22 protein-coding genes are annotated in these 25,002 nt (G+C 43.8%); 16 read left to right on the top strand and 6 right to left on the bottom strand.

Annotation, left to right across the window (positions count from 1 at the left end; genetic code table 11):
* The first annotated feature begins 122 nt into the window (after nucleotides 1-122).
* The 4 genes from BR63_RS09640 (at nucleotide 123) to BR63_RS09625 (ending at nucleotide 4,267) form a co-directional block, all read left to right on the top strand.
* On the top strand, nucleotides 123-1,682 hold the full coding sequence (locus tag BR63_RS09640; RefSeq protein WP_051965719.1) for a Lon protease family protein: 1,560 nt from the start codon (nucleotides 123-125) through the stop codon (nucleotides 1,680-1,682).
* A gap of 260 nt (nucleotides 1,683-1,942) precedes the next feature.
* Complete coding sequence (locus BR63_RS09635) at nucleotides 1,943-3,187, top strand: Zn-dependent hydrolase (RefSeq protein ID WP_034422130.1); 1,245 nt, start codon at nucleotides 1,943-1,945, stop codon at nucleotides 3,185-3,187.
* 38 nt (nucleotides 3,188-3,225) lie between these two features.
* A complete protein-coding gene (locus BR63_RS09630) occupies nucleotides 3,226-3,420 on the top strand; it encodes a M20/M25/M40 family metallo-hydrolase (RefSeq protein ID WP_034422129.1) in 195 nt (64 codons plus the stop codon).
* 115 nt (nucleotides 3,421-3,535) lie between these two features.
* Nucleotides 3,536-4,267: a hypothetical protein gene (locus BR63_RS09625; RefSeq protein ID WP_034422127.1), complete on the top strand. Its 732-nt coding sequence runs from the start codon at nucleotides 3,536-3,538 to the stop codon at nucleotides 4,265-4,267.
* Between the two features lie 346 nt (nucleotides 4,268-4,613).
* On the opposite strand, the gene BR63_RS19770 is transcribed toward BR63_RS09625, so the two are convergent.
* From BR63_RS19770 to alr, 5 genes are all read right to left on the bottom strand, one after another.
* Nucleotides 4,614-6,422 carry a sigma-54-dependent Fis family transcriptional regulator gene (locus tag BR63_RS19770; RefSeq protein WP_034422125.1) on the bottom strand — a complete coding sequence of 603 codons (1,809 nt, stop codon included), beginning with the start codon at nucleotides 6,420-6,422 and terminating at the stop codon, nucleotides 4,614-4,616.
* Nucleotides 6,423-6,986: 564 nt separating this feature from the next.
* Nucleotides 6,987-8,090: a YkvI family membrane protein gene (locus tag BR63_RS09615; RefSeq protein WP_051965718.1), complete on the bottom strand. Its 1,104-nt coding sequence runs from the start codon at nucleotides 8,088-8,090 to the stop codon at nucleotides 6,987-6,989.
* Between the two features lie 209 nt (nucleotides 8,091-8,299).
* Nucleotides 8,300-9,163 (bottom strand): aminotransferase class IV, encoded by an 864-nt coding sequence (locus BR63_RS09610; RefSeq protein WP_034422122.1) that lies wholly within the window; start codon nucleotides 9,161-9,163, stop codon nucleotides 8,300-8,302.
* Between the two features lie 68 nt (nucleotides 9,164-9,231).
* Nucleotides 9,232-9,345 (bottom strand): hypothetical protein, encoded by a 114-nt coding sequence (locus BR63_RS19985; RefSeq protein WP_420825505.1) that lies wholly within the window; start codon nucleotides 9,343-9,345, stop codon nucleotides 9,232-9,234.
* On the bottom strand, nucleotides 9,323-10,534 hold the full coding sequence (alr, locus tag BR63_RS09605; protein WP_081908141.1) for an alanine racemase: 1,212 nt from the start codon (nucleotides 10,532-10,534) through the stop codon (nucleotides 9,323-9,325). Before alr ends, BR63_RS19985 begins: the two co-directional genes overlap by 23 nt.
* 777 nt (nucleotides 10,535-11,311) lie before the next feature.
* Here alr and BR63_RS09600 point away from each other — a divergent pair.
* Genes BR63_RS09600 through BR63_RS09580 form a run of 5 tightly spaced genes read left to right on the top strand, consistent with a single transcriptional unit; the run spans nucleotide 11,312 to nucleotide 15,881 of the window.
* Nucleotides 11,312-12,298, top strand: coding sequence for an HlyD family secretion protein (locus BR63_RS09600; protein ID WP_034422120.1), 987 nt, complete (start codon nucleotides 11,312-11,314; stop codon nucleotides 12,296-12,298).
* A gap of 5 nt (nucleotides 12,299-12,303) precedes the next feature.
* Nucleotides 12,304-13,215 (top strand): ABC transporter ATP-binding protein, encoded by a 912-nt coding sequence (locus BR63_RS09595; protein WP_034422118.1) that lies wholly within the window; start codon nucleotides 12,304-12,306, stop codon nucleotides 13,213-13,215.
* Nucleotides 13,216-14,139: an ABC transporter ATP-binding protein gene (locus tag BR63_RS09590; protein ID WP_034422117.1), complete on the top strand. Its 924-nt coding sequence runs from the start codon at nucleotides 13,216-13,218 to the stop codon at nucleotides 14,137-14,139.
* A complete protein-coding gene (locus BR63_RS09585; protein ID WP_034422114.1) occupies nucleotides 14,132-15,241 on the top strand; it encodes an ABC transporter permease in 1,110 nt (369 codons plus the stop codon). Before BR63_RS09590 ends, BR63_RS09585 begins: the two co-directional genes overlap by 8 nt.
* A 34-nt stretch (nucleotides 15,242-15,275) precedes the next feature.
* The gene (locus BR63_RS09580) at nucleotides 15,276-15,881 is read left to right on the top strand and encodes a TetR/AcrR family transcriptional regulator (RefSeq protein ID WP_034422112.1); all 606 of its coding nucleotides are present in this window, start codon (nucleotides 15,276-15,278) and stop codon (nucleotides 15,879-15,881) included.
* Between the two features lie 102 nt (nucleotides 15,882-15,983).
* Here the strand turns inward: BR63_RS09580 and BR63_RS09575 are convergent, their stop codons facing one another.
* Entirely contained in the window at nucleotides 15,984-17,060 is a 1,077-nt protein-coding gene (locus tag BR63_RS09575) for a YeiH family protein (protein WP_051965716.1), read from the bottom strand.
* A gap of 766 nt (nucleotides 17,061-17,826) precedes the next feature.
* Between BR63_RS09575 and hpt the strand changes: the two genes are divergently transcribed.
* The 7 genes from hpt (at nucleotide 17,827) to BR63_RS09540 (ending at nucleotide 24,985) form a co-directional block, all read left to right on the top strand.
* Nucleotides 17,827-18,366 (top strand): hypoxanthine phosphoribosyltransferase, encoded by a 540-nt coding sequence (hpt, locus tag BR63_RS09570; RefSeq protein ID WP_034422110.1) that lies wholly within the window; start codon nucleotides 17,827-17,829, stop codon nucleotides 18,364-18,366.
* Nucleotides 18,367-18,393: 27 nt separating this feature from the next.
* Nucleotides 18,394-19,926: a glutamine-hydrolyzing GMP synthase gene (guaA, locus tag BR63_RS09565; protein WP_161781876.1), complete on the top strand. Its 1,533-nt coding sequence runs from the start codon at nucleotides 18,394-18,396 to the stop codon at nucleotides 19,924-19,926.
* Between the two features lie 131 nt (nucleotides 19,927-20,057).
* Entirely contained in the window at nucleotides 20,058-20,969 is a 912-nt protein-coding gene (gene nadA / locus BR63_RS09560) for a quinolinate synthase NadA (RefSeq protein WP_034422106.1), read from the top strand.
* A 31-nt stretch (nucleotides 20,970-21,000) separates the two neighbouring features.
* A complete protein-coding gene (nadB, locus tag BR63_RS09555) occupies nucleotides 21,001-22,497 on the top strand; it encodes an L-aspartate oxidase (protein WP_161781875.1) in 1,497 nt (498 codons plus the stop codon).
* Nucleotides 22,498-22,510: 13 nt separating this feature from the next.
* Nucleotides 22,511-23,344: a carboxylating nicotinate-nucleotide diphosphorylase gene (gene nadC, locus BR63_RS09550; protein ID WP_034422101.1), complete on the top strand. Its 834-nt coding sequence runs from the start codon at nucleotides 22,511-22,513 to the stop codon at nucleotides 23,342-23,344.
* A gap of 93 nt (nucleotides 23,345-23,437) precedes the next feature.
* Nucleotides 23,438-24,022, top strand: a complete 585-nt coding sequence (locus BR63_RS09545; protein ID WP_051965712.1) for a tripartite tricarboxylate transporter substrate-binding protein — start codon at nucleotides 23,438-23,440, stop codon at nucleotides 24,020-24,022.
* Nucleotides 24,023-24,184: 162 nt separating this feature from the next.
* On the top strand, nucleotides 24,185-24,985 hold the full coding sequence (locus BR63_RS09540) for an IclR family transcriptional regulator (protein ID WP_051965707.1): 801 nt from the start codon (nucleotides 24,185-24,187) through the stop codon (nucleotides 24,983-24,985).
* The last annotated feature ends 17 nt before the right edge of the window (nucleotides 24,986-25,002 follow it).

Raw genomic sequence — 25,002 nt, 5'->3', positions numbered from 1 at the left:
ATTAGGATCTTTTTTAAAATATTTTTTGAGTTATCATTTTCTATTTATTTCCACCAACTGCATAACTCCTGTTAAAAAATCTAAAGGAATTCAAAGGTAAGGAAGAAAAGTCACCCCTGGAGATGTTTGTTATTAAGGATGAACGGGCTAAGGATTTTACATTTAAGTATATGGTCAATGTCCTGGTGGATAACAGCAAAACCCGGGGAGCTCCTGTCATTGTAGAGAGCAACCCTACTTTCTATAACCTTATCGGCAGGGTGGAGTATGAAACCCAGCTGGGAGTTTTAACCACAGATTTTACGAAAATCAAGGCCGGGGCATTACACCGCGCCAACGGGGGATACCTGATTCTCCAGTGCAGTGATGTGTTAACCAACATCCTTACCTGGAATGCTTTAAAGAGAGCACTTAAAACGGAGAAAATCACCATTGAAAATATTGCTGAACATATCGGCACCATTGCTACTTCTTCCCTTAAGCCTGAACCTATCCCCCTGGATGTAAAAATCATCTTAATTGGCAGCTACCTGGAACACCAGATTCTCTACAATTATGATGAGGACTACCGTAAACTCTTTAAAATCCGTGCCGATTTTGATGTGGAAATGGAACGTACCCAGAGCCACATGTTTAAATTGGCCCAGTTTATCAGTGACCATTGCCAGAAAGAGAAACTCCGTCACTTTACGAAAATGGCAGTAGCCAGGATTGTAGAATATAGTTCCCGCCTGGCTGACAGCCAGGAAAAGCTCTCCACGCGTTTTAACGAACTGGTGGAAATAATTTATGAAGCCGACACCTGGGCTGAGCTGGCAGGTGCGGACCTGGTCACCGAGGAATATGTTGTGAAGGCTATCAAGGAAAAGATTTTCCGGGCCAACAAGTACGAGAGAAAGCTCCAGGAGATGATCGAAAAAGGTGTCATCCTCATTGACACCCAAGAAAAGGTAGTGGGGCAGGTAAACGGGCTGGCCGTTCTGGATCTGGGGGAGTATTCCTTTGGCAAGCCCTCGCGGATCACCGTCAATACCTATATGGGTCAGCGGGGCATTATCAATATCGAACGGGAAGCCAAAATGAGCGGGCGCATTCATGACAAAGGTGTGCTCATCTTGAGCGGGTACCTGGGAGAAAAGTTCGGACGGAAATGTCCCCTCTCCTTTTCTGCCAGCATCTGTTTTGAACAGCTCTATGACGGGGTGGACGGTGACAGCGCTTCCAGTACCGAATTATACGGGCTCCTCTCCAGTCTTTCCGGGATACCCATCAAACAGTACATCGCGGTTACAGGTTCTGTAAACCAGAAAGGACAGGTCCAGCCCATCGGCGGGGTTAATCAGAAAATTGAAGGTTTCTTCCAGGTCTGTAAGGCCAAGGGTTTAAACGGCAAACAGGGGGTGATGATTCCTTATCAGAACGTGGCTAACCTCATGCTTGATGACGAAGTGATTGAAGCGGTAAAAGACGGTAAGTTTCATATCTACGCCGTTAAGGCCATCGAAGAAGGTATTGAAATTTTGACCGGTGTCCCGGCGGGTACACCCGATGCAGAGGGTAACTATCCCGAGGGTACAGTATTCTACAAGGTGCAGAAACGTCTTGAGGAGATTTACAGGTGTCTGAAGAAGGAGGATAAGAAAGAGGGAAATATTATCTCGGAAGTAGATGCTGTGGAATAAAAAACGATAGGGAGTACGAATAGAAGGCCAAGAGTCTTCTATTTCTTTTGGGTCTCTATACACTTTGTGTGAGTCCTATTGTACATTCCCTAAAAATTATGTAATTTAGTGTAAGGGAGTTTTATGCATACAGAGAATAAACAGGACGATGCTGTAGGCCAAGGGGTATACAGGGTAGAGTTCTTATGAAATTATGGAGGTGACATTATAGGATATCACTATGATGTCGTTATTGCTCTTGTAATAAGGAGGATGTGCTTATGCGTGTTAAGATAGAAAGGATCCAACAAAACCTGGAGAACCTGGCCTGTTTCGGTAAATTGGAAGGGGGCGGCGTGAGCCGCCTCGCTTTTACCCGGGAGGACCAGGAAGCCAGAGTCTACCTAGAAAAGGCTCTGGAATCAGAGGGATTAACTGTCAAAGTGGACGCCTTTGGTAACATGCGGGCCAGAAGACAGGGAAAAGAAAATTTAGCGCCCGTCATGATAGGTTCCCACCTGGATAGTGTTCCCCAGGGCGGTCGTTTTGACGGGACCGTAGGAGTTGTCGCGGCATTAGAGGTAATACGTGTTTTGAATGAGCTAAAGGTAGAGACCAGAAGACCTGTAGAACTAATCAATTTCGCAGTTGAGGAATCAGGGCGTTTTGGTGTGGGTACATTGGGCAGTAAAGCTATGTGCGGTCATCTCTCTGTGGAAAAATTAAAAAGTTACAGGGATAATAGAGGAGTTTCCCTTTATGAGGCTTTAAAAAATTTTGGCTTAAATCCTGAAGCTCTGGATACTGTTCGTATCAATCCGGGAGAAATCTACGCCTTTATTGAGACGCACATTGAGCAGGGACGCGTCCTGGAAGCTGAAAATATTCCTATCGGTATTGTCACTGCTATTGCTGCACCCACCCGTCTTAAGGTGCTGGTGAAAGGGAGAGCGGACCATTCAGGAGCAACTCCCATGAGCCTGCGGGAAGATGCTTTAACGGCAGCCAGTGAGATTATTTTGGGTGTGGAGAAGATTGCTGCCAGTGAAGCCGGACCCCATACTGTGGGCACTGTTGGTTATGTGCGTGTTTCGCCGGGAGCTATGAACGTGATTCCAGGTTTGGTGGAAATGGGTATAGATTTACGGGATATAGAGAAAGACAGCAAGGACCTGGCAGTAACGAAGGTTCTGGCACTCCTGAAAAGAGTTTCTCAAAAACGTCATGTGGGTATTGAGTATGAGATTTTGGCAAACGAACCCCCAGTGGCGTTATCTCCCAAAATGGTCGGTTCTCTGGAGAAAGCAGCGCGTAGTCTGGGATATTCCTACAAACTTATGCCAAGCGGTGCGGGACATGATGCCATGTATATGGCCGAGTTAACTCAGGTGGGCATGATTTTTATTCCCAGTAAAGAGGGGATCAGTCATAACCCCGCTGAATACAGTTCATGGGAGGAAATAGCCCGGGGGGCTGAATTACTTTTGGAGACAGTGATCAATTTAGCCAATGAAACTAACCAGTGAGGTGAAGGGGCATGCTTAACTTCATTCAATAAAGGAGCATGCATGCTTGTGGCCCTGATGGACATACGGCCATCGGACTGGCCGTGGCCGAGATCCTGGTAAGTATGAAGGATGAACTTAAGGGAAAAGTTAAATTGATCTTCCAGCCCGCTGAAAAAGGGGTGCGAGGGGCCAAGGCCATGATGGTCAAGGGTGTCCTTTTATTGAGGCGGCAGAGGCTATGCATGATGTAGTGTTGTGGCCGTGGACCTTCTCACAAAAGAGTGAACAGTGCTAAATAATTGACATATTTCCCGCTCCCCCCTCGTAAAGATTACATAAGATAGAATCTTGCGGGAGTGGGGAGAAATGAGGTTAGTACCGAAATTTCCAATAGCTGTTTTCAATATCAAAAAGGTTCCCTGGAAATGGCTTTTGGTTTCATTATTAATCCTGGCCTTGGGATTAGGGGGATTTTATCTCTATGAGGAGGTTACCCAGCCCGATCCCCAGGAAGCTGTAAAACAGGGGCTGGTAAAGACCCTGGGGGCCAAAAGTTATCGTTATGAAGCCATTGCCAAACGTACCCTGGAAGGGAAAGAATCCGTGTTATCCCAGGTAGTGGGGGAAAAGAATCACCAGAGCGTTCATATCAAAGGGGAATTGCCCGTCATCAAAGCGGAAGTGGAAATCTACCAGATAGGTGACACCATGTACAGGAGAGATACTACTTCCAAAGGCTGGTTAAAAGTTCCGGCCAAGGGAAGGGTGGCTTTTGAACAGCTGATTGCCGAAATTAATCCTCTGGGCAGTTTTAATTTCAGCCAGATTATCGAGGTCAAATATGCCGGTAAAGAAAAAATAGGCGGCAAAACCTGCCGTGTCTATGAGGTCATGGCCCGGGGAGAAAATAAGTTCCTGGAACTGTACTGGCAGGATTTTAATTATAAATTGTGGATTGACAGGAACGAGGGCATTATCCGTAAGGCCGAGGTTTCCGCCGAGCATCGCAGCAACTCCCAGCATCTTCTCAATATCAGTATTTTACTATCGGATTTTAATGAGAACATAGAGATAAAAGAACCGAAAGTGGGCCAGTGAGGCCTGCTTTTTTCAACGTATAGGAAACACCCATGAAAATATTTCACAAAGTATAATGAAAATGCGCTGCAACTGTAAGATTTGTAGCATGTGTAATGACAGGCAGCTTAAACAGACCGCCCAAAAAAAACCCCCCGTACGTTCAGTACAAAAGCTTTATGCCCCCTGAACCTTTTCGTGAATTAGGAGAAGGGTTTACCCATGCTGCCGGGAATAAAAACGGGATTACGGCAGGTCTTTAATTGCCAACCCAATGACTGCTGCATTATCGCCAGAAAGAGCCAGATCAATAATCGTAATGGATAAAATACTTAATATTATATCCAAATTATATCAGCCTTCGAAATTATATATACCTCTTAATTAACTCATCGGTAATCTTGTATTTCTTAATTTTCCGGTACAATGTGGCAGATCCAACTGAAAGAGCTTTGGCAGCGTTCTTTTTACCGATAGCCGTGTTGCCGTATCTTTTTAAAGCCCTGACAATTAACTCCTTCTCCATTTCCTCCATAGTCGGTATATCTAAATAATTGGAGTCCCCAGCCGTATTTCCCCGGAAATCTACAAGAATATGGGATGGTATGCTGGAAATCTGAATGATACTGCTCTGTTCCATATTGATGGCATACTCGATGGCATTTTCCAGTTCACGCACATTCCCTGGCCAGTAATAATTCATAAGTTTTTGTTCAGCCTCGGCAGAAAAACCTGTTACGTTTTTACCCAGTAAAGTATTAAATTTTCTTCTGAAGTAATCCATAAGAATGGATATATCTTCCCTTCTGTTCCGTAGTGGAGGAATAAACAAGGGTATAACATTAAACCTGTAATACAGATCCTGCCTGAATTCTCCCCTCTGCACCATCTTTTCCAAATCCTTGTTTGTGGCAGTGATGATCCTTACATCTACAGGAATAGAAACAGTACCCCCCAGCCTCATAATTGCTTTTTCCTCCAATACTCTCAGCAACTTAACCTGAAGGTGGAGTGGCATATCCCCGACTTCGTCCAAAAAAAGAGTTCCGCCATTGGCAAGTTCAAAGCGTCCTGCCTTACCCCCCCGCCTTGCCCCGGTGAATGCGCCATCATCATAACCAAACAACTCGCTTTCCAACAATGACTCGGGTATGGCTCCGCAATTTAGAGCCACAAAGGGCCCATCAGCCCTGAAGCTGGCGGAATGAATGGCCCGGGCAAACAATTCCTTACCGGTTCCGCTTTCGCCCAGAATAAGAATGGTAGAATCACTTGCAGCAACCAATCTGGCCTTGTCCTTGATTTGTGTAATAGAAGTACCGCTTCCCTTAATATCGTCGAAGGTAATCTTTCTTTGCTTTTTAAGATAGTTACCAACCAGTTTCTTTACTTCGGACATATTTCTGATCACTAAAACGTTTCCTTTACCAGCCACGTTGTTTTTACCCAGAATCGGGGTCATAGAAGCCAAAAAATAGAGCTTGTTTCCTGCAATTTCCGCGTAGATTTCCTGGTTATTCAACACGCTTTGTGCCATAAGAGCGTAACTGACTACGGGATCTTTAAATATTTCTATCGCCTTTTTGTTGAGCAATTGTTCCCGTGGCACTCTCAACAGGGATTGGGCAGTATTATTAACCTGGGTGATTATACCGGACTCGTTGATGGCGATAATACCATCTGTGACGGAGTTAATAACAGTTTGAAATTCCGAAGCCAATAAGGATAATTGATCATTTAACTGCCTGGCATCTATAGCTGAACCGATAAGGTCCGAAATTTTGGCGCTGAAATCCACCAGTTTTTTCTCTTGCTTTAAGATAATATTTTTTTGTTCATTATTACAGGCTACAATGCCAAAAATCCCGATCACATCGCCCTGAACAATAATGGGAAGGGCAATTTCGGCTGCATCCGGACAGAGGGTGCGATGGGGACAAAGCTCACAGGCCTCGTGTTCCTTGGAATTCGGAATGATAAAGGTCTTTCCTGTAACCAGGACCTGATGACTAATGGAATTTTTTTCAAATACGCTACCAACCCTCTCTTCATAAACTCCTGTACCCGCTACAATGGAGAGCTGGTCATCGATAATGACCACTTCTACCTCCAGGGTGGCAGCAATAACTTTTGCAGCCTGCTGTACAAATTCCTTGATCATTCCCAGCTTCGTCATAATCTTACCCTCTTTTCATTATGCGTGTAGTCTATGCTTTTAGAAAACAGGTTACGCTGTTTAGAGGGGGTGATATCCCCCTCAAGGCCTTATTGTTATTTATTATACGTTAAACTACGATCTCCTTCTTCCTGAATGGCAGAAACTATCAGTTCGGGATTGCTCCTCTTGATCCCCGTGACTGACAATATCCCATTCATATACCAAATAATGCACCTGTGAGCGGGATTCATAATAATCTCACCCGCGGGAAGAGTCGGTACTACCCCTGATTTCACCTCGCCACTCCTCTTATCCTGTAATACTCTGGGACGATGCTTGTAACTGCCAAAATGCCAAGCGGGAATTAATGAACACCTCGTGCTGCGGATCCGCCTTTTATGTCAATAGTAACTATAAAGGGACTGACCATTTTTTTGGTCAATCCCTTATCTATCTTGCAGGTAAAAGTACCATTAAGAAACAGAATAAATCCTATGGTTAAAACGGCCAGCAAAAGAGTAAAGCAAGTGTATGCGATATTCTTAATTTTATATAACCAAGACTTCTCTTGCGTGTTATCTTTTATGAAGCAGTGTTGGATGACTCGGGAATCGTTCCTCTTTTAATGAATGTTTTAAAGAACACAGCTGCCATAACGAAAAGGCCGATGTAACCAAAGAAGGGATATAAAGTACCAACCAGTTTGGCGAAGGGGAACAAACCCACAACAAAACCAGCGATAGCAGTTCCAATTGTCATTCTTTTAAACTGGCTTGTCCCTTCCTTGGTAAAACGTGCGGCAAACGTATAGAGTAAAGGTACAGCTGTCGAGTAGATTTCACCAATCAAAACGAGAGAGAAGATAGCACCTATTACGGGGATAACCTTATCAGCCATATAAAGAACGGGTATATCTTTATTGTATACTTCGGTAATGATTGAGAGCATACCGAGGTTGAGAATCATAGCGGCTCCACCTAAAGCAACACCACCAAGAATGGCGCCTTTTCGAGCTTCACCAATAACAGGCGCACTTTGGCCAATGGCAACCATGAGCGGAATAGCACACATAATGTTATATGAAACGTAAATGAAAGGCGATAGCCACCAGTTTGGAGCTGCCTTAGCAACAGAAACTGTTTGTAATGCAGCTGTAACATTGGCAAAACCGCCAGGATTGTTAATAAATGTTGCTAAACCAATAATTAAAGAAATAATGATAGTAACGGGGGCAATAGCACTAATAGCATTAACCAGTGCATTCAAGCCTAATAAAACAGTAATTATAGATGCTATAGTAATAATAGCGCGACCAACGTATGGGTTAATTCCATAGTACTGCGTTAAGGCTGCACCGCCGCCGGAAATCATAATAGCAAAAATACCGAAAATAAAGAATGTCGTAACCCACTCGAAAAAAGTGCCAAGGTGATTCCCACAAAAATAGCGAAGCACCGGGCCGTGGGTATTACAATTTAAACGATGGCCCATATTCACGAAAACTACACCGAAAAAGGCAAACAACACGATTACAATTGCAAAACTACCTAAACTTAAATAACCAAAAGTAGTGAAGAACTGCATTACTTCCTGGCCAGATGCAAAACCGGCGCCGATAATAAGTGCGATGTAAGCGCCTGCGTAACGGATAATGTTTAGTAAGCTACTGGACTTGCCCTCTGTCATTCTATTTCCCCCTTTTAATTAATAGTGTATAGTTTACCCCGTGATACATTAGCCTTTCTTTACTTTTTTCTTACTTTGCAGCCTCCCTTTCCCCCCTTTCAATAAAAGCAACTGCATATATTAATCCTAAATATAAATCCTTTTATTAAACCTATACTGGGGGATAGTTGTCGAAAGATTATAGTCTTTCAACAACTATCCGAACCTTTTCAATAGCAAACTTTATCAATAAGCTTTTGGTATTCTGCTATCAGGGCTTTGGTAACAGGTCCAACTTTACCGTCTCCTACGGGTTTCCCATCCAATACGGTATTGGGCATAACCGCAGTGGCGTTGGTAATAAAAATCTCATCGGCATTTCTAAAGAAATCCGGTGTCTGGAATTCCTCCACTAATTTATATCCGAGATTTTTAGCCAGATCGATGATAACACCGCGGGTAATACCGGGCAGAATATACTTGCCGTTGGGAGCAGTGTAAATAACCCCGTTTTTAACTGCAAAGCAGTTGCTAAGACTACACTCGGTTACAAACGAACCGTTATTCATTTCACGTACAAAGAGAACCTCATAGGCATCTGCTTCAGCAGCAGCATTTTTACCCCTCACACTTCCTAACAGGTTAAGAGTTTTGATATGGCACATAAGATGACGCTCGTCAGGATAAAAAATAGTCTTGACTCCTTTGGTAAAAAATTCTTCGGGATAGGGGTTGAGAGGGAATGCCATACCGGATATGAGAGGTTTAACATCCTTGCCGATTATGTGGCTTCGTGGAGACTGCCAGCCCCGAGTCCACTGCAGATAGATAATGCCAAAATCTATACCGGACTCTTGGAGCATTTTGTCTGTAAATTCCTCTACTTCCCTACGTGTATAACAAGGTTTGATTCCGATGAGATTACAGCTTCTTTCTAATCTGTCCAGGTGCTCTTTCCGTAAAAAATGTTTACCGTTAATTGCTACCCAGGCATCATACACGCCGTCACCAAATTGGTAGCCGCGGTCTTCAATACGTATTACCGGTTCATCAACCTCAATAATTTTTCCATCAAACAAACCAACAGCCCTCATATTGAACCTCCTTTTTTTATTCGCCAACCATCTTAATCTACTACTACGTAATTATCTGTTACGGATAGTTATATGGCTTGCTCCAGCGGTGTATAGGACAGGTTATGGGTCTCAGCCACAGCCTTGTAGGTAATCTGGCCGTTAACCACGTTAAGACCCTTAGCCAGGCTGGCATTTTTCAGAACAGCCTGTTTCCAGCCCTTGTTGGCAATTTCCGCTGCATAGGGAATTACTAGGTATGGAAAAATGGAGTCTTGGAACGCGCGCTGTTACCATACAAACCACTTCATAATTGATGGTTCCCAATAATTCTGCTATCTCATCGACAGAGATAGAACTATCCTGGTCCCATCCAATCAAAGTAACAGTATCCCCTTGCTTCACACCGCCCTTGAGATGTGTAGCGTCCAACATCAGTTGATCCATACAAATACGGCCTACGACTGGCGCCTTCTCCCCTTTACACAGGACCTGTGCCTTTCCTGATAGCAGCCGACTGTAACCATCTGCATATCCCAGGGGCAAAGTAGCAATTACTGAAGGCTCCCGGGTAACAAACTTGCCACCATAACTGATAGAACAACCTGGTGGCACCTGTTTAACATGGGACACCCTAGCCCGTAAGGCCATAGCCTGGCGTAATTCTACTTTCGACATATCCACTTCGTCTGAAGGTTTTAGCCCGTAAAGTATGATACCAGGCCGCACCAAATCCAAATGTGCCTGGGGATAATCAATAATTGCTGCGCTGTTTGCGGCATGTTTTATTTTGAATCTAAAGCCAGTACTTTTTTCCAGGTTGGTTACAAAGTCCAGGTAGATTTCCAACTGTTTACGAGTATAGGATTTATCATTTTCATCAGCCTTGGCAAAATGGGTAAAAATACCTTCCACATCAAGGCCCGGTAATTTTAAAATTTCTCCCACCTGTTGTAAACCCGGTTGATCCGCCTGGAATCCAATACGACCCATTCCAGTATCAAGCTTGATATGTACGGTTGCCTTCTGATTTTTTTCTAACGCTAACTGTGATAAGGCCTGGGCTTCTTTCAGAGAAAATAGGGTCAAGGTAATCTGGTGTTTAAGTGCTCTGGCATAATCATCCACTGGCGTCCAACCCAAGATAAGGATTGGCTTATCAATTCCGGCCTTTCTCAACTGAACAGCTTCATTCATGAGGGCTACACCAAATTTGTCTACGCCAGCGCTACTCAAAGACCTCGCTACCTCTATCGCCCCGTGTCCGTAAGCGTTAGCCTTTACAATGGCCATCACTTGCACATGGGGGTCAATTATACGTCTTACTTCTCGATAATTGTGAATGATGTTTTTCAAGTTGATTTCTGCCCATACGGGGCGGTTTTTTTCCATTATATCCACTCAGTTTATCACCTCTTTTCTTTTGGAGTCCGGGGAATACTCTTGTTTAACAGTGACTGTCTGTTTATATTTTCATGCTATGACCTGTTAGATAACAGCCGCGCTCCCTGTACTTTGCAATAATCATGCCAAAATTTAATCGGATATAATAAGAAAATGCCCTGGCTTTCAAACTAGAGCATTCGTCTATTATCACTTGCTTGAATCAATTGCTCCAAATACCCTCAATATTTATCATTATGATAATATCCATGGCTTGTTTATTCTCGTGCAAGCCAGATATTCCGCGACCTTTATCAATTTGAAATAATTTATCATTATGATTTGGACCATATCTACCCGGCGGAGATGATCCCCCCGTTAACCACGGTAGCCGATATTGGGTCCGCCCATGGGCGCGCCAATCCCGTGCAGATATCGGGCATTCCCAACATATATTATTATAAATCATTATTTCCTCTATTGCGTCCGGAACTTTCAATCTCTTATCAGGACTTGAAAATGTACGCTATCCTGTGAACCAATTTCTGAAGAGCCCGATGGGAGAAATCTGCACGCTTGGTTCTGTAGGGGTTTAGGCCACCAATTGGGTGACCATTCTACCCGGAGGGAGCTTAACGCTCCCCTACTTTATTTAAAATTAGCTCTTGTCTGAATAATCGTATAGTGGTAACATAAAAACCGGGTAAACTAGAAAAATGACATTAGTATACTTGTCTATTAATTATAAGGAATTACGTACATAGCACAGCAAAAGGAGTGGAGCAGATGGAGAAGAGGAAAAAGATTGCGGCCGTTATCGTGGTTTTACTGTTGGCAGGGGCTGCCTACTGGCTTTACAGGGAGTATTTCCCCTCCAAAAGCAGTGTGATTGAGGCTACAGGCACCATTGAAGCTACCAGTGTGCAATTAAGCGCCAAATCGCCCGGTACCATTAAAACTTTATCCATAAAAGCGGGGGATCAGGTGAAAAAAGGGCAGCTGGTGGGTGAAATATCCAGGAATGACCTCTTAGCCCAGCGCGAGAGGGATGAACTGACGGTCTTAAAAGCAGAAGCAGCTCTGGCCGATCTTCTTTCGGGAGCCAGGGAGCAGGAAATCAAGGAAGCGGAAGCTGCTGCCAATACGGCCAGAGTTAATTTTAACCGTGCTACCGATGACTTTAAGCGGGCTGAGGCCCTCTTCCAGGCTTCCGCTATTCCCCAGGTTGACTATGAAAAGGCCCAGGCCGCTGTCGAAATAAGTAAAAACCAGTTGCAGGCTGCTGAGGCCAGGCTCAGCATGCTGCGTTCCGGGAGCCGGCCAGATTTGATCAACGCTGCCCGGGCTGAGGTGGAACGGAGTAAGGCAGTATTAAAAGCGACAGAAGCCATGTTGGAAGATTTAATGATTGTATCTCCTATTGATGGCGTGGTTCTCACGAAAAATTACCAGGAAGGGGAATTTGTCCAGGCGGGAGCCTCTCTGGCCACGGTGGTGAACATGGAGGACCTCTGGATCAAAGTGTACATTCCTACCGACGATTTACCCCATATCTACCTGGGGCAAAGAGTCAGGTTCACCATTAGCGGGGTTTTCCAGGTCTTTGAGGGGGTAGTGGAAGAAATTGCCACCCGCGGCGAGTATACACCCAAAACCATTCAGACCAAGAAAGAGCGTACTAACGTGGTCTTTGGCGTCAAGATCAGGATAAAGAGCCAGGGAGGTATCCTCAAGCCCGGTATTCCGGCGGATGTGGTCTTTGACAGGAGATGAGCGGGATGATCAAAGTAGCAGGATTGAGCAAGTCTTTCGGCAGTATTACTGCTGTCCGCAATGTTGATCTTCATGTGGAAAAACGGGAAATCTTTGGCCTGGTAGGGCCTGACGGCGCTGGAAAAACTACCCTCATGCGCATGATCTGCGGGCTCATTACCCCAGACCGGGGCGAGATTACCCTGTTTGGTAAATCACTGGCCCATATTGAGAAACTTAAAGAAAACCTGGGCTACATGCCCCAGCGTTTCAGTCTCTACGGCGACCTGACTGTCATGGAAAACATCTATTTTTTTGGCGCCATGTACAATCTTGACCGTAAAATAATCACCCAAAGAGCTGACGAAATACTGGAGCTCACCAGTTTAATACAGTTTAAGGACCGTTTGGCCGATAAGTTATCGGGGGGGATGAAACAAAAACTGGCCCTGACCTGTGCCCTGGTGACAAGGCCCGACCTTTTGATCCTTGATGAACCCACCTATGGTGTGGATCCCGAGTCCCGCAAAGAATTCTGGAAAATCCTATACCGTTTGAACAGGGAAGGGAAGACAATTTTAGTTTCCACCCCTTATATGGATGAAGCGGAACTCTGTACGAAGATCGCTTTCATCGACCGGGGGCGTATTGTAGACACAGATTCACCGGCCAAGATGAAAGAAAAATTCCCTTATCGTATTTTGGAACTGCGTGGTGCCCTGTCTGATCCGTCCATCATTAAAGATGTTCCCGGCGTATTGGATACCTATTTTTACGGTGATAAGTTTCACCTGGTAATAGACAATTTCCATGGCTGCCAGGAGAGAGTCGTTGAGGGCCTGGGGGAAACTGGAGTGAGTATAGAAAGTATTAAAGAAATCCCACCTTCCATGGAGGATGTCTTCGTCTCCCTGGCTCAGAAAGAGGAGGTGGTCTAGTTGGAGTATGTGGTAGAAACTCATAACCTTACCAAAGCTTTTGGCAGTTTTATTGCCGTCGATAAGCTCAACATCCGGATCAAGCGGGGAGAAATCTACGGTTTCTTGGGACCCAACGGGGCAGGCAAATCTACCACCATTCGCATGCTGTGCGGCATCCTGGAGCCTACTTCCGGTTACGGTACGGTCCTGGGATATGATCTGGTCAAAGATACGGAGAAAATCAAAAGCAAGATCGGGTATATGTCCCAAAAGTTTAGTCTTTATGATGACCTCACTGTTTTGGAGAACTTGCAGTTCTACGCCGGTATATACAATGTCCCTTTGGGGGAAAGAAAAACCCGTATCGCTGAGATGATAGAGATGGCCCATTTAGCGGGCAGAGAAAAAGAACTGGCGGCTAACTTGAGCGGAGGCTGGAAACAAAGACTGGCTCTAGGCTGTGCCATTATTGCCCGGCCGTCTATTATTTTTCTGGACGAACCCACCAGTGGGGTCAGTCCCACCAGTCGGAGGCATTTTTTTAACATCATCCAGAGTTTAGCCCGGGAGGGTGTAACCATCATGGTTACTACCCATTTTATGGATGAAGCCGAACGTTGTAACAAGATCGCTTTTATTTCCGCGGGACAGCTGATGGCTATGGATACGCCCGATAATTTGAAAGAAAGCACAATCGATGGTTTACTGGTGGAACTGTCTGTACCTGACGCCATGGAAAAGATGAGCAGTATTGAACAGCTCCCCTTTGTTAAAGAATGTACTATCCATGGGTCACTTCTTCATGTCCTCTTAGAAAGTGAAGGCGGTATGGCCGATCTGCAAAACTTTACCGGGGTGGAACCTAAACCAATTAAGCCATCTCTGGAAGATGTTTTCCTTGCTTTAGCCAAAAGACAGAGAGCAGGTGAGAAGAATGCATAGAATTTTTTCCGTATTATATAAAGAATTTCTGCAGATGCGCCGGGACAGGATGACCTTAGCCTTGGTTTTTATGCTGCCCATGGTGCAGCTTTTGCTGTTCGGGTTTGCCATTCAGACTGAGGTCAAGCATATTCCTACCGTAGTCTTTGACCAGTCCCTTTCTTACGAAAGCCGGGAACTTCTGGACTCCTTCAGCGCCTCCGGTTATTTTGACATGACGTATGTGGTAAACAGCTATGCCGATGTGAACAGGATGATTGACAGCGGCAAAGCCAAAGTGGGCATCATCTTTCCTCCTGATTTTGCTACCAGTGTGAACAGGGGTGTACCGGCTCCTGTCCAGGTCCTGGTGGATGCCAGCGATAATATGGTGGCTAACCAGGCCATTGCCATCGCCAATGCCATTGGCCTCATTAAATCCCAGGAGGTCGTGGCCCAGAAGTTCCATCTCTCCGCTCCTCCCTATGATGTAAGGGTCCGTCCCTGGTATAACCCTGATGGGATTACAGCTTACTATATGGTACCGGCGATTTTAGGGATTGTAGTTACCATGACTATGGTGATTATGACTTCCATGGGTATCGTCAGGGAACGGGAACGGGGAACCCTGGAACAGCTTATGGTTACACCCATAAAATCCCATGAGCTGATGATTGGAAAAATTTTACCTTATATCGTCCTGGGGTATATCCAGATAACGATAGCTCTCCTGGTAGGTGTTATTGTTTTTCATGTTCCCATTAAGGGGAGCCTCCTGGAACTGTATCTTTTAACCCTTTTTTTCATTACGGCTTCTTTGGGATTGGGTATACTTATCTCCAATATTGCTAAAACGCAAATGCAGGCTATGCAGATGGCGTACTTCGTTTTCTTGCCCAGCATCCTTTTGTCAGGTTTTATGTTCCCCCGGGATGCTATGCCCCGGCTCATTTATTACATTAGCAACGTCATACCCCTTACTTATTATCTGGATATTATCCGGGGAATTGTTTTAAAGGGTATCGGTTTTTCTTATCTTGCAGGTCAGGTATTATTCCTCCTGGTATTCTCTCTGGTCTTTTTAACGCTAAGTACTCTCAAGTTTAAGAAGAAAATCGCCTAGAGTAATCCCTGTATGGCGGGTGAGGAGGTATGATATGCCTGATACGGAACAAAAGAAAGGGTCTCCTATTCGTGAACGCATCATTGCTGCCTTTATAGAACTGTCCAAATCCAAAGGCTTTTACAGGGTTACCATGGATGAATTGTCAGCCCAGGCGGGGGTCAGTAAAAGAACGATTTACAGGTACTTCACCAGTAAAGAGGAGGTTATTGAAGCCGTCATAGACAGTATTATCCAAAGAGTAGCCCGGGAAATGGACCGGGTGATGGCGGAAGCTCATACTCCGGCTGAACTCATTGCCCAGGCCTTACAAAACCTTTATCTTCATGGTCATGACCTTGTTTTCAATCCTCTTATTATGGAGGACTTGCGCTCCCGCTACCCCCATTTCTGGAAAAAAATCGATAGTTACAGGATGGAAAAAGCACAGAACTTGATTAAGGCTATTCTTAGTAAAAGCGATAAAGATTTAACGAGGGAGATTGACCCGCGGATCATGAGTACCGCATTCCTGGCAGCAATACAGGCCGTTGTCAATCCGGAATTTACCCTCAAAAACGGTTTAACTTTACAGGATGCGTTAAACCAGGTGGTTGATTTGTTCACCTGTGGATTTATTAGACAATATCCCGGGAGTTAAAAAGCTTAAAGCAAAAGGCTGCCCTCCTTAAACTTAAGGGCAGCTTTATTCTAAACTTAAAGGAACCACCCTTTAGACAGGTGGTTCCTTTGAGTATTGCATTTATGCCAACACACCGAAGAGGATGTAACTTACCAAAAGGGCCAGAAGCGTATTAAATACGGTAGCAATCAAGAATACATAAGTAGGCTTGCCGCCGAGATGTTTAAAGTCGACAAAGGTCAGTTCCAGACCGATGCAGACGAAGGCCAGGTTAAAGGCCCACTGCTGCAAGTTCTTGATAGCGGTTAGGTCGCCTTTATCAAAAAATCCCATACTGGCGACAATGGAGGTGAAGATGAAGCCCAGAACGAATTTGGGGAAACGCTCCCAGATCACGGAAGCACTGGGTTTTTGCCCGCCCTTTTCTACCACTGTGGTGAAATAGAAGGCCAGGGCAAAGGCAACAAAACCAATGAGCGCGTTCTGGGTCATCTTAATAACGGCTGCAATCTTAGCTGTGGCTTCGCCATGGATGGTGCCGGCACCCACTACCGCGGCCGAGGTGTCGATGTTACCCCCGAACCAGGCTCCGGCAACCTCTGGCGCAAGACCCAGTACGTTAGCCAACCATGGCATTAAGACCATTAAGGGCAGGGCGGTAAAAATAACCAGAGCTGTTACATAAGCGAGTTCTTCTTTCTTAGCCAGTACCGAACCTGCGGCTGCAATAGCTGCGGAAACACCGCAGATAGAGATAGCCGTAGCCATAACGGCTTTCATACTTTCGGAGATTCCAAACCTGTCACAGAGCCACCAAGTGAAGAAGAAAACACAGGTAATCATGATGAGACCCTGAATGATACCTTTGCTGCCAATGCTGACAATAACACCCAGGTTAACGCTTGCACCCATCAGTACAAGGCCTGTCTTTAAAAAGAGTTCTGTTCGAATGGCGGGTTTAATCATTTCTTTGGTGCCGGTAGATGTTACAACGGCGTTGGCGATAAGACCCAGGAGAGCAGCCCAGAGGGGGTATTCCAGGGCTTTAGAGAAATCCTTCCCTACAATCTTGGCTGAGTTATGACTGAGCCAGTTGGTGGTATAAGCAAGTAGCGCGATGACAATAAGACCGATAATAATACCCGCATAATTGGGAGAGGCTTTTTGTTGAGGTGCTTTTTCCGCCTGCATGTTCATGGTTTTTTACTCCTTTCTTCTTAAGATTAGGGATGACCTACCAGGGGACTTTGGCGATCACTTTAGCTGCAACTAAGAAGCAGAGACCTAAACCAATAATCACAGCCAACCAATCCTCGTGAATCTTCACAGTGATCCCTCCTTAGCATAAGAAGATTTATGAGATTGTACCCACAAGCACAAGATAACCAAAATTCCCCCCTTTCTTGAGTTAATACGATAAATGTTTGATACGAAGCAAGGGAAAAACAGAATATTCGAGCTTAGGGACTATTCAATCAATTTAAAATACAATACGACAAGAAAAATTTATGGTATTGTTAAAAAATATTTCTCGTTTTCTTGGTAAATACCTCCATATATTTTTATAAATTCTCTTAATGATATATCAAAAAAATATTAATCAAAAAACGAGAGACAGGAAAAACGTTTTTTTTATTCCGTTCAAAATTTCAGGTAATATATTATACGCTCTTAAGTACAATAAAATGCGTGTCCCTTCCCTAAGTGCCGATTATTGACACTAATTACCCCCGTTGGTATAATTTAAGCGAAATTATGACACCATATGGCCTGGCAGAGGCTTATTTTTTTTTTGATTAATGAAAGGGGACACACCCGCTGAAGCGTGGGTCATTCTTTGGGGACGGGAATGTCCCCATGGGTATTGGACACACCTGCTGAAGTCCGGGTTATCCTTGTGTGATAGGAATGTCCCCAATTGTAAGTATTATATTGAGATATTTTACGGAAGGGAATGTGGTCAATGGAGGAAAATATCTTGAAAATTCTCTTTAAGGAAGAGGAAATCCAAAAAAGGGTTAAGGAATTAGGACAGCAGATTACCGGTGATTATAAGGATAAAGACCTCTTTGTGATTGGTATTTTAAAAGGTGCTGTGGTTTTTTTGTCGGACCTTATCCGGGAAATTAAGGTTCCCCTGCAAATGGACTTCATGGCTGTTTCCAGCTACGGTACCTCTACCCATACTTCAGGGGTAGTGCGTTTTCTTAAGGACCTTGAACTGGATATCGCAGGCAAAGATGTACTGGTAGTTGAGGATATTGTAGATACCGGTTTAACCTTGACCTATCTCAAAGAAAACCTTTTGGCCAGGGGACCCCGCAGTCTAAAAATTTGTACTTTCCTGGACAAGCCCAGTCGCAGGAAGATCGCTATTACTCCGGATTACAACGGGTATGAAATACCGGATGAGTTTGTTGTAGGCTACGGGCTTGATTATAATGAACAATACCGTCACCTTCCCTACATTGGGGTTATAAACCCGAAGCCTACTTATAAGTAGTGTGGAGAAAGAAGGAAATGTACGATGATACAAGATGAATTGATATTAGTGCTGGATTTTGGCGGTCAATACAACCAGCTCATTGCCCGCCGGGTAAGGGAATTGAATGTGTATTCGGAAATGGTACCTTACAACACTCCGCTGGAGGAAATCAAGGCCAAAAAGCCTAAAGGTATCATTTTTTCCGGTGGACCGGCCAGTGTTTATGCCGCCAATGCCCCTAAAGTGGATAAGGAAATTTTCGAGTTAGGTATACCTATTCTGGGAATATGTTACGGTATGCAGTTAATTGCTCATCTCTTGGGCGGTGAGGTCAAGCGGGCAGAGAAGAGAGAGTATGGTAAAGCCATGGTGGAAGTCAGACAAGAGAATCTTCTCTTTAAAGGTTTAGCCCAGACGCAGCAGTGCTGGATGAGCCATGGAGATTTTATTTCCGGGGTACCGGAGGGATTTGTGGCCTGTGCCTATACAGAAGACACACCCTATGCCGCCTTTGCCCACCAGGAAAAGAAATTGTACGGCGTACAGTTTCATCCGGAAGTAAAGCATACCCATTATGGCATGGAAATACTTAAAAATTTTGTTTTTAATATTTGCCAGTGTCACGGACAATGGTCCATGGGTTCGTTCATTGATGAACAGGTCGAGCGCATTCGCCGTCAAGTGGGGGATAAGAAAGTACTGTGCGCCTTAAGCGGTGGTGTCGATTCGTCGGTAGCTGCCGTGCTGGTTCACAAAGCCATTGGTGACCGGCTTACCTGTGTGTATGTAGACCACGGTTTTATGCGCAAGGGTGAATCAGAACAGGTTAAGGCTACGTTTTCCGGAAAGTTTCATATGAACTTGGTTTTCGTGAATGCCCGGGATAGGTTCCTGTCTAAAATCGCAGGCATCAGTGATCCGGAAACAAAACGCAAAATCATTGGTAATGAGTTTATTCGAACTTTTGAGGATGAAGCTAAGAAACTGGGAAAAATGGATTTCCTTGTCCAGGGTACCCTTTATTCCGATGTTATTGAAAGCGGGACAGGGACCGCCGCCACTATCAAATCCCACCACAATGTGGGGGGCCTCCCTGAGGATATGGAATTCCAATTAATAGAACCTTTACGCCTTCTCTTTAAAGATGAGGTTCGGAAAGTAGGCCGTGAACTGGGACTCCCGGAAGAAATAGTGACCCGGCAGCCTTTCCCCGGCCCGGGCCTGGCTATCCGCATTATTGGCGAAATAACTGAGGAGAAACTCAATATCCTGCGGGAAGCTGATGCCATTGTGCTGGATGAGATTAGAAAAGCCGGACTTTATGAGTTTATCTGGCAGTCTTTTGCTGTTTTGCCCAGCATTAAGAGTGTCGGAGTAATGGGAGACGAACGGACATATGCTTATCCCATTGTTTTACGGGCCGTGACCAGCGATGATGCCATGACGGCGGACTGGGCCCGGCTGCCCTACGAGCTCCTGGAGAAAATATCGAACCGAATAGTCAATGAGGTGCCCCAGGTCAACCGGGTGGTATATGATATTACCTCCAAGCCTCCGGCTACTATTGAGTGGGAATAGATGAATGGGAATAGAAAAAAAGTGATGGCCTTAGGCCATCACTTTTTAAATTTGAAAAAAGACAAATCATGCCGTATAATAGTTAACAAATGACAAGACAGCTGTCATAACAAAGAAAGAGGAAAGAATATATGGAAAAGAAGCACTTAATAGAAGAGATTAACAAATTAAAGGATAAAAGAAAAGCTATCATCTTAGCCCATTTATATCAAGTCGATGAGGTGCAGGAGATTGCAGATTATTCAGGGGATTCTCTGGAGTTAAGTAAAAAGGCCGCGGAGACAGAGGCTCAAATCATTGTTTTTTGCGGTGTTAAATTTATGGCTGAAACAGCCAAAATCCTGTCTCCCGCTAAAACTGTCTTATTACCTGCTTTAGATGCCGGCTGTCCAATGGCTGAGATGGTGGAAAGAGAAGATGTTATTAAGCTGAAAGAAAATAATCCCCATGCAGCAGTGGTATGTTATGTCAATTCCTCTGCAGAGGTGAAAGCAGTAAGTGATTACTGTTGTACCTCCGCAAATGCCATTAGGCTTGTGAAAAATATACCCGAAGAGGAAATTATCTTTATTCCTGATAGAAATTTAGGCAGCTATGTAGCCAAACATGTTCCTGAAAAGAAAATGATCTTATGGGACGGATTTTGTAATACACATCACAGAATTATGGAACAAGATATTGAAAAAATAAAAGAGCTAAACCTTGATGTTCCAATATTAGTTCATCCGGAGTGCAAACCGGAGGTTCTGGCAAAAGCCGATTTTGTAGGAAGTACCTCCCAAATTCTCAAATATGCAAGAGAAAGCCTTTCACAAAACCTGGTTGTTGGTACGGAGATGGGGATATTATACAGGCTGAAAAAAGAAAATCCTGATAAAAATATCTACCTGTTATCACCAAAACTAGTTTGTTCCAATATGAAAAAGACAAGATTAGAAGACATTTATAATGTTCTGGATACGCTGGAAAATCAAATTGAAGTGGATGCTGAAGTCCGCAGAAAGGCCCTGTTAGCTTTAAATAGGATGCTGGATTTTTGCTGATAATTTACTGACGATTATTGAAGGTGATATCTTGATTAAAAAATGTGATGTACTCATAATCGGGACAGGAATTGCCGGCCTTTATGCGGCTTTATCATTAGATTCATCCTTAGATGTTATGCTCTTAAGTAAAGATAAGATTGCTGAGTCCAATTCCTATCTGGCTCAGGGCGGAATTGCTGCCGCCATTGATCCGGAAGATAAACCAGCTTATCACTTGCATGATACATTAGTTGCCGGAGCTGGTCTATGTAACGTAGAAGCTTTGCAAATACTGGTTAAGGAAGCGCAGGAAAATATAAAAATTTTACATAGAATGGGTGTGCTTTTTGACCAGGAAAACGGCAGACTTTCTCTAACCAGGGAAGGGGGCCACAGCAGAGCAAGAATACTTCATATTGCAGGAGATGCAACAGGCAGAGGTATTATAGAAGGATTAATGCGAAACGTAAAAATGAAGAACAATATAGAAATCAGCGAAAACAGCTTTTGTCTAGATTTACTGGTAAAGAACAATCGTTGTTTTGGTGCTGTTGCCTTAGAGGGGAAGGAAATAAATTATTACTGCGCCAAAGCTGTGATCTTGGCCGCAGGTGGTATTGGTATGGTTTATGGTGTTACTACCAATGCTCTTACGGCTACCGGTGATGCCCTTGCCATGGCTTATCGTGCAGGGGCGGAAATTAAAGATATGGAATTCATTCAATTTCATCCTACAGTTTTCTATAATGAGGACCACAATAAGAGGTTTTTAATATCGGAAGCTGTAAGAGGAGAAGGGGCTGTTCTAAGAAATCGATTTGGGGAAAGATTTATGTATCAATATGATGACAGGCTGGAATTAGCGCCAAGGGATATTGTGGCAAGGGCCATTGTAAAAGAAATGGAAAAAACACAAGCAAACTTTGTATTTCTTGATTTAACCCATTTAAATAGAGAATATATTCCCAGGCGTTTTCCTAATATAACCAGGAAATGCAAGGAGGAAGGTATTGATATAACCGCACAGATGATCCCGGTCTCGCCTGCCCAGCATTATTGTATGGGTGGGATAAAAACTGATTTATATGCCAGAACCAATATTGCCGGACTATATGCCTGTGGTGAAGCGGCATGCACTGGTGTTCATGGAGCAAACCGGCTTGCCTCCAATTCATTATTGGAAGCTGTAGTTTTTGCACGCAGAGCAGCCTATCTGATTCAGGTTTCTATAAAAAAGATGGAGCCTGTTTCTCTGGATATAGATAATGAGAATACATTGGAGATATCATACCCAAACAGCTGTGACGTTTTAAACGAAAGAGAAAAAATTCAGAAAACGATGAGAGAATATGCAGGTGTTATTAGAAACGAGATGGGTTTGGCAAAATGTTATAAAATCTTAAATGAAATAGGGGAATCTTTAGAGAAAAAGAAAAGTACAAACAAAGAGTATATGGAATGCTTTAATATGCTGACTACAGCAAAGATCATTACAGAACATGCAGTGAAAAGGAAAGAAAGTATAGGAGCCCATTATCTAATATAGAGGAGAAGCGACGATGAATTGGTTTCTAATAGATGAAAAAATAAAAGAATGGCTTCAAGAGGATATGAATAATGGAGATGTTACAACGGATTCGCTTGTCGATGAGGAGTCCCTCTGTGCAGGAAATTTTATAGCCAAAGAAGAGGGAATAATAGCCGGATTAGAGGTTATGAAAAGGGTTTTTGAACTGTTAGATGATCATATATCGATCAATCTTCACGTAAAAGATGGAGAGAGAGTAAAAAGAGGAGAGGTTATCGCCAGTATTAAGGGGAAAACAAAAAGCATCTTAAAAGGCGAAAGGCTTGCCTTAAACCTGTTGCAAAGATTGTCAGGCATAGCTACTGAAACGGCTCAATATGTCGACCTGATTCGTGATTTAAATGTGCGGCTGGTAGATACCAGAAAAACTACTCCAGGTTTGAGAATTATTGAAAAATATGCTGTAAAAATCGGAGGAGGATATAACCATCGTTTTAATTTATCAGAAGCTGTTTTGATTAAAGATAATCACATAGCAGCCACTGGCAGTATTAAAAATGCCATTGAGAAGGCAAAAGAGAACATACCCCATACTATGAAAATAGAGATTGAAGTAGAGACCCTGGGACAAATGGAAGAAGCAATAGCTGCAGGGGCTGACATTGTCTTACTTGATAATATGGATATTGCTATGCTGAAAGAGGCAGTTTCCAGAAATAAAGGGAGAGTAATCCTGGAAGCATCCGGAAATATTACCCGTACGAATATAAGGGAGATAGCAAAAACAGGTGTTGATATTATATCAGTGGGAGCAATAACCCATTCGGTTAAAGCCATGGATATTAGCCTGAAATTTACTTATTAGCTTTCTTTATCATAAGAAAGTAATGCGCTGGAAAAATATTAAGATTCTTTATGCTTATCGGAAAATATTAGTTTCAAAAGGAAATAAGCACAGGTGCAACTAGGGCTTCCGCCGTCGTCCAAGGCTAGGCGCAAGCCGAATTTTCTTTGCAGGGCCGGTTTTACCGGCCTCTTTTTGATATTTAACGGTGCTGCACCTGCCGTTACTGACCTGGTAGGCGGCCATATTCAGGCCGCGACGGTGAGTCCTGCCGAAGTTCAGAGTCAGGTTAAAGCCGGTCAGTTAAAAATGCTTGCTGTCATGAGTCCCGAGCGTAATCCCAATTTCCCCGATGTCCCTACCTTTAAGGAATTAGATTATGATATCAATTTCGGTACCTGGAGAGGTTTGGCCGTTCCTAAAGGCACTCCGGACAATGTGAAGAAGGTGTTAGCCGGCGCCTTTAAGAAAGGTTATGATTCTCAGGAATTCCAGGACTTTGCTAAGAAGGCCGGCCTCGGTTTAGCTTATGCTCCTGCCGACAAGTTTAAGGAATTTCTCGATAGTTTATCCAAAGACGTTTTTTCCCACCTTTTTAGCAATTGGGCTGGGACTAATGAGCCTGATTTTAATTGCTCTCCTGGCCACAATCCTCTACGGTATTTTGCTGCCCCATGTAGGGTTTATTATCATGAGTAAGGAAGGGGCGTATAATCAGTTTATACGCCCCTTGTTCCTTGTTTTGACTCCATATGTGAAAGGTATAATCTAACATTGCAGGGTATCTAGCCAAAGATGTGGACAAGTAGTAGAATTTTTATCAGCATAACTAAATAAGTAAGAGAGAAATAGGTGAGAAGAATGGCCAAAATAAAAAAACAGGATACAGAAGGTAAATTCTATGTGCAATCTATTAACCGTGCCCTTACTATAGTCGATGAACTCAGTAAAGCAAGTCATGGTTTAAGTTTGAGCGAAATAGCCGAAAAAATAGACCTGCCCGTCAGTACAGTGTATAGAATAGTGCAGAACCTTGTAGCCTGGGATTATATCAGGGAACGGGATGATGGCAATTATGTGCTGGGTTTCACCCTGCTGGCTCTCGGTAATAAGGTCCAAGATAATTTGGAAATACGGAATATTGCCCAGAAATACATGGAACAATTGAACAGAGAAACTAAAGAAACTATCTATTTAGCTGTCCTTGATAAGAAAAACGGGGAAATTATCTATGTGGACAAAATGGAAAGCCTTCGTAACATTAAGCTTGCTGCCAGTGTGGGTACACGCAACTATATCCATTCCACGGCCAATGGAAAGTGTCTTGTTTCCAGGTTAAGTGACGAGAAAATTAAAGAATTGCTTTCTATAAAAGGGATGACGGCTCTTACTGAAAAGACTATTACAAGCTTGCCAAAATTCTTGGAAGAGATCAGGAAAGTGCGTCAAAATGGCTATGCCGTTGACGACTTAGAAAATGAGCCAGGGGTACGCTGTGTGGCGGCTCCCATTATTGACTATAATAAAAATGTAGTGGCTGCTTTAAGTATTTCCGGGGTGGAGTCAAATATCTCTATGGAAAGCATAGAGCAAGTCTATAGTAAGTTGGTTAAAGAGGCGGCATTAAAGATTTCGCAGCAATTGGGATATCGTCCAGATTGAACACTGAAACATTAGGT

This window comes from Thermanaerosceptrum fracticalcis (assembly GCF_000746025.2).
GTDB lineage: Bacteria > Bacillota > Peptococcia > DRI-13 > DRI-13 > Thermanaerosceptrum > Thermanaerosceptrum fracticalcis.
This window is presented reverse-complemented; position numbering and strand designations above follow the sequence as displayed.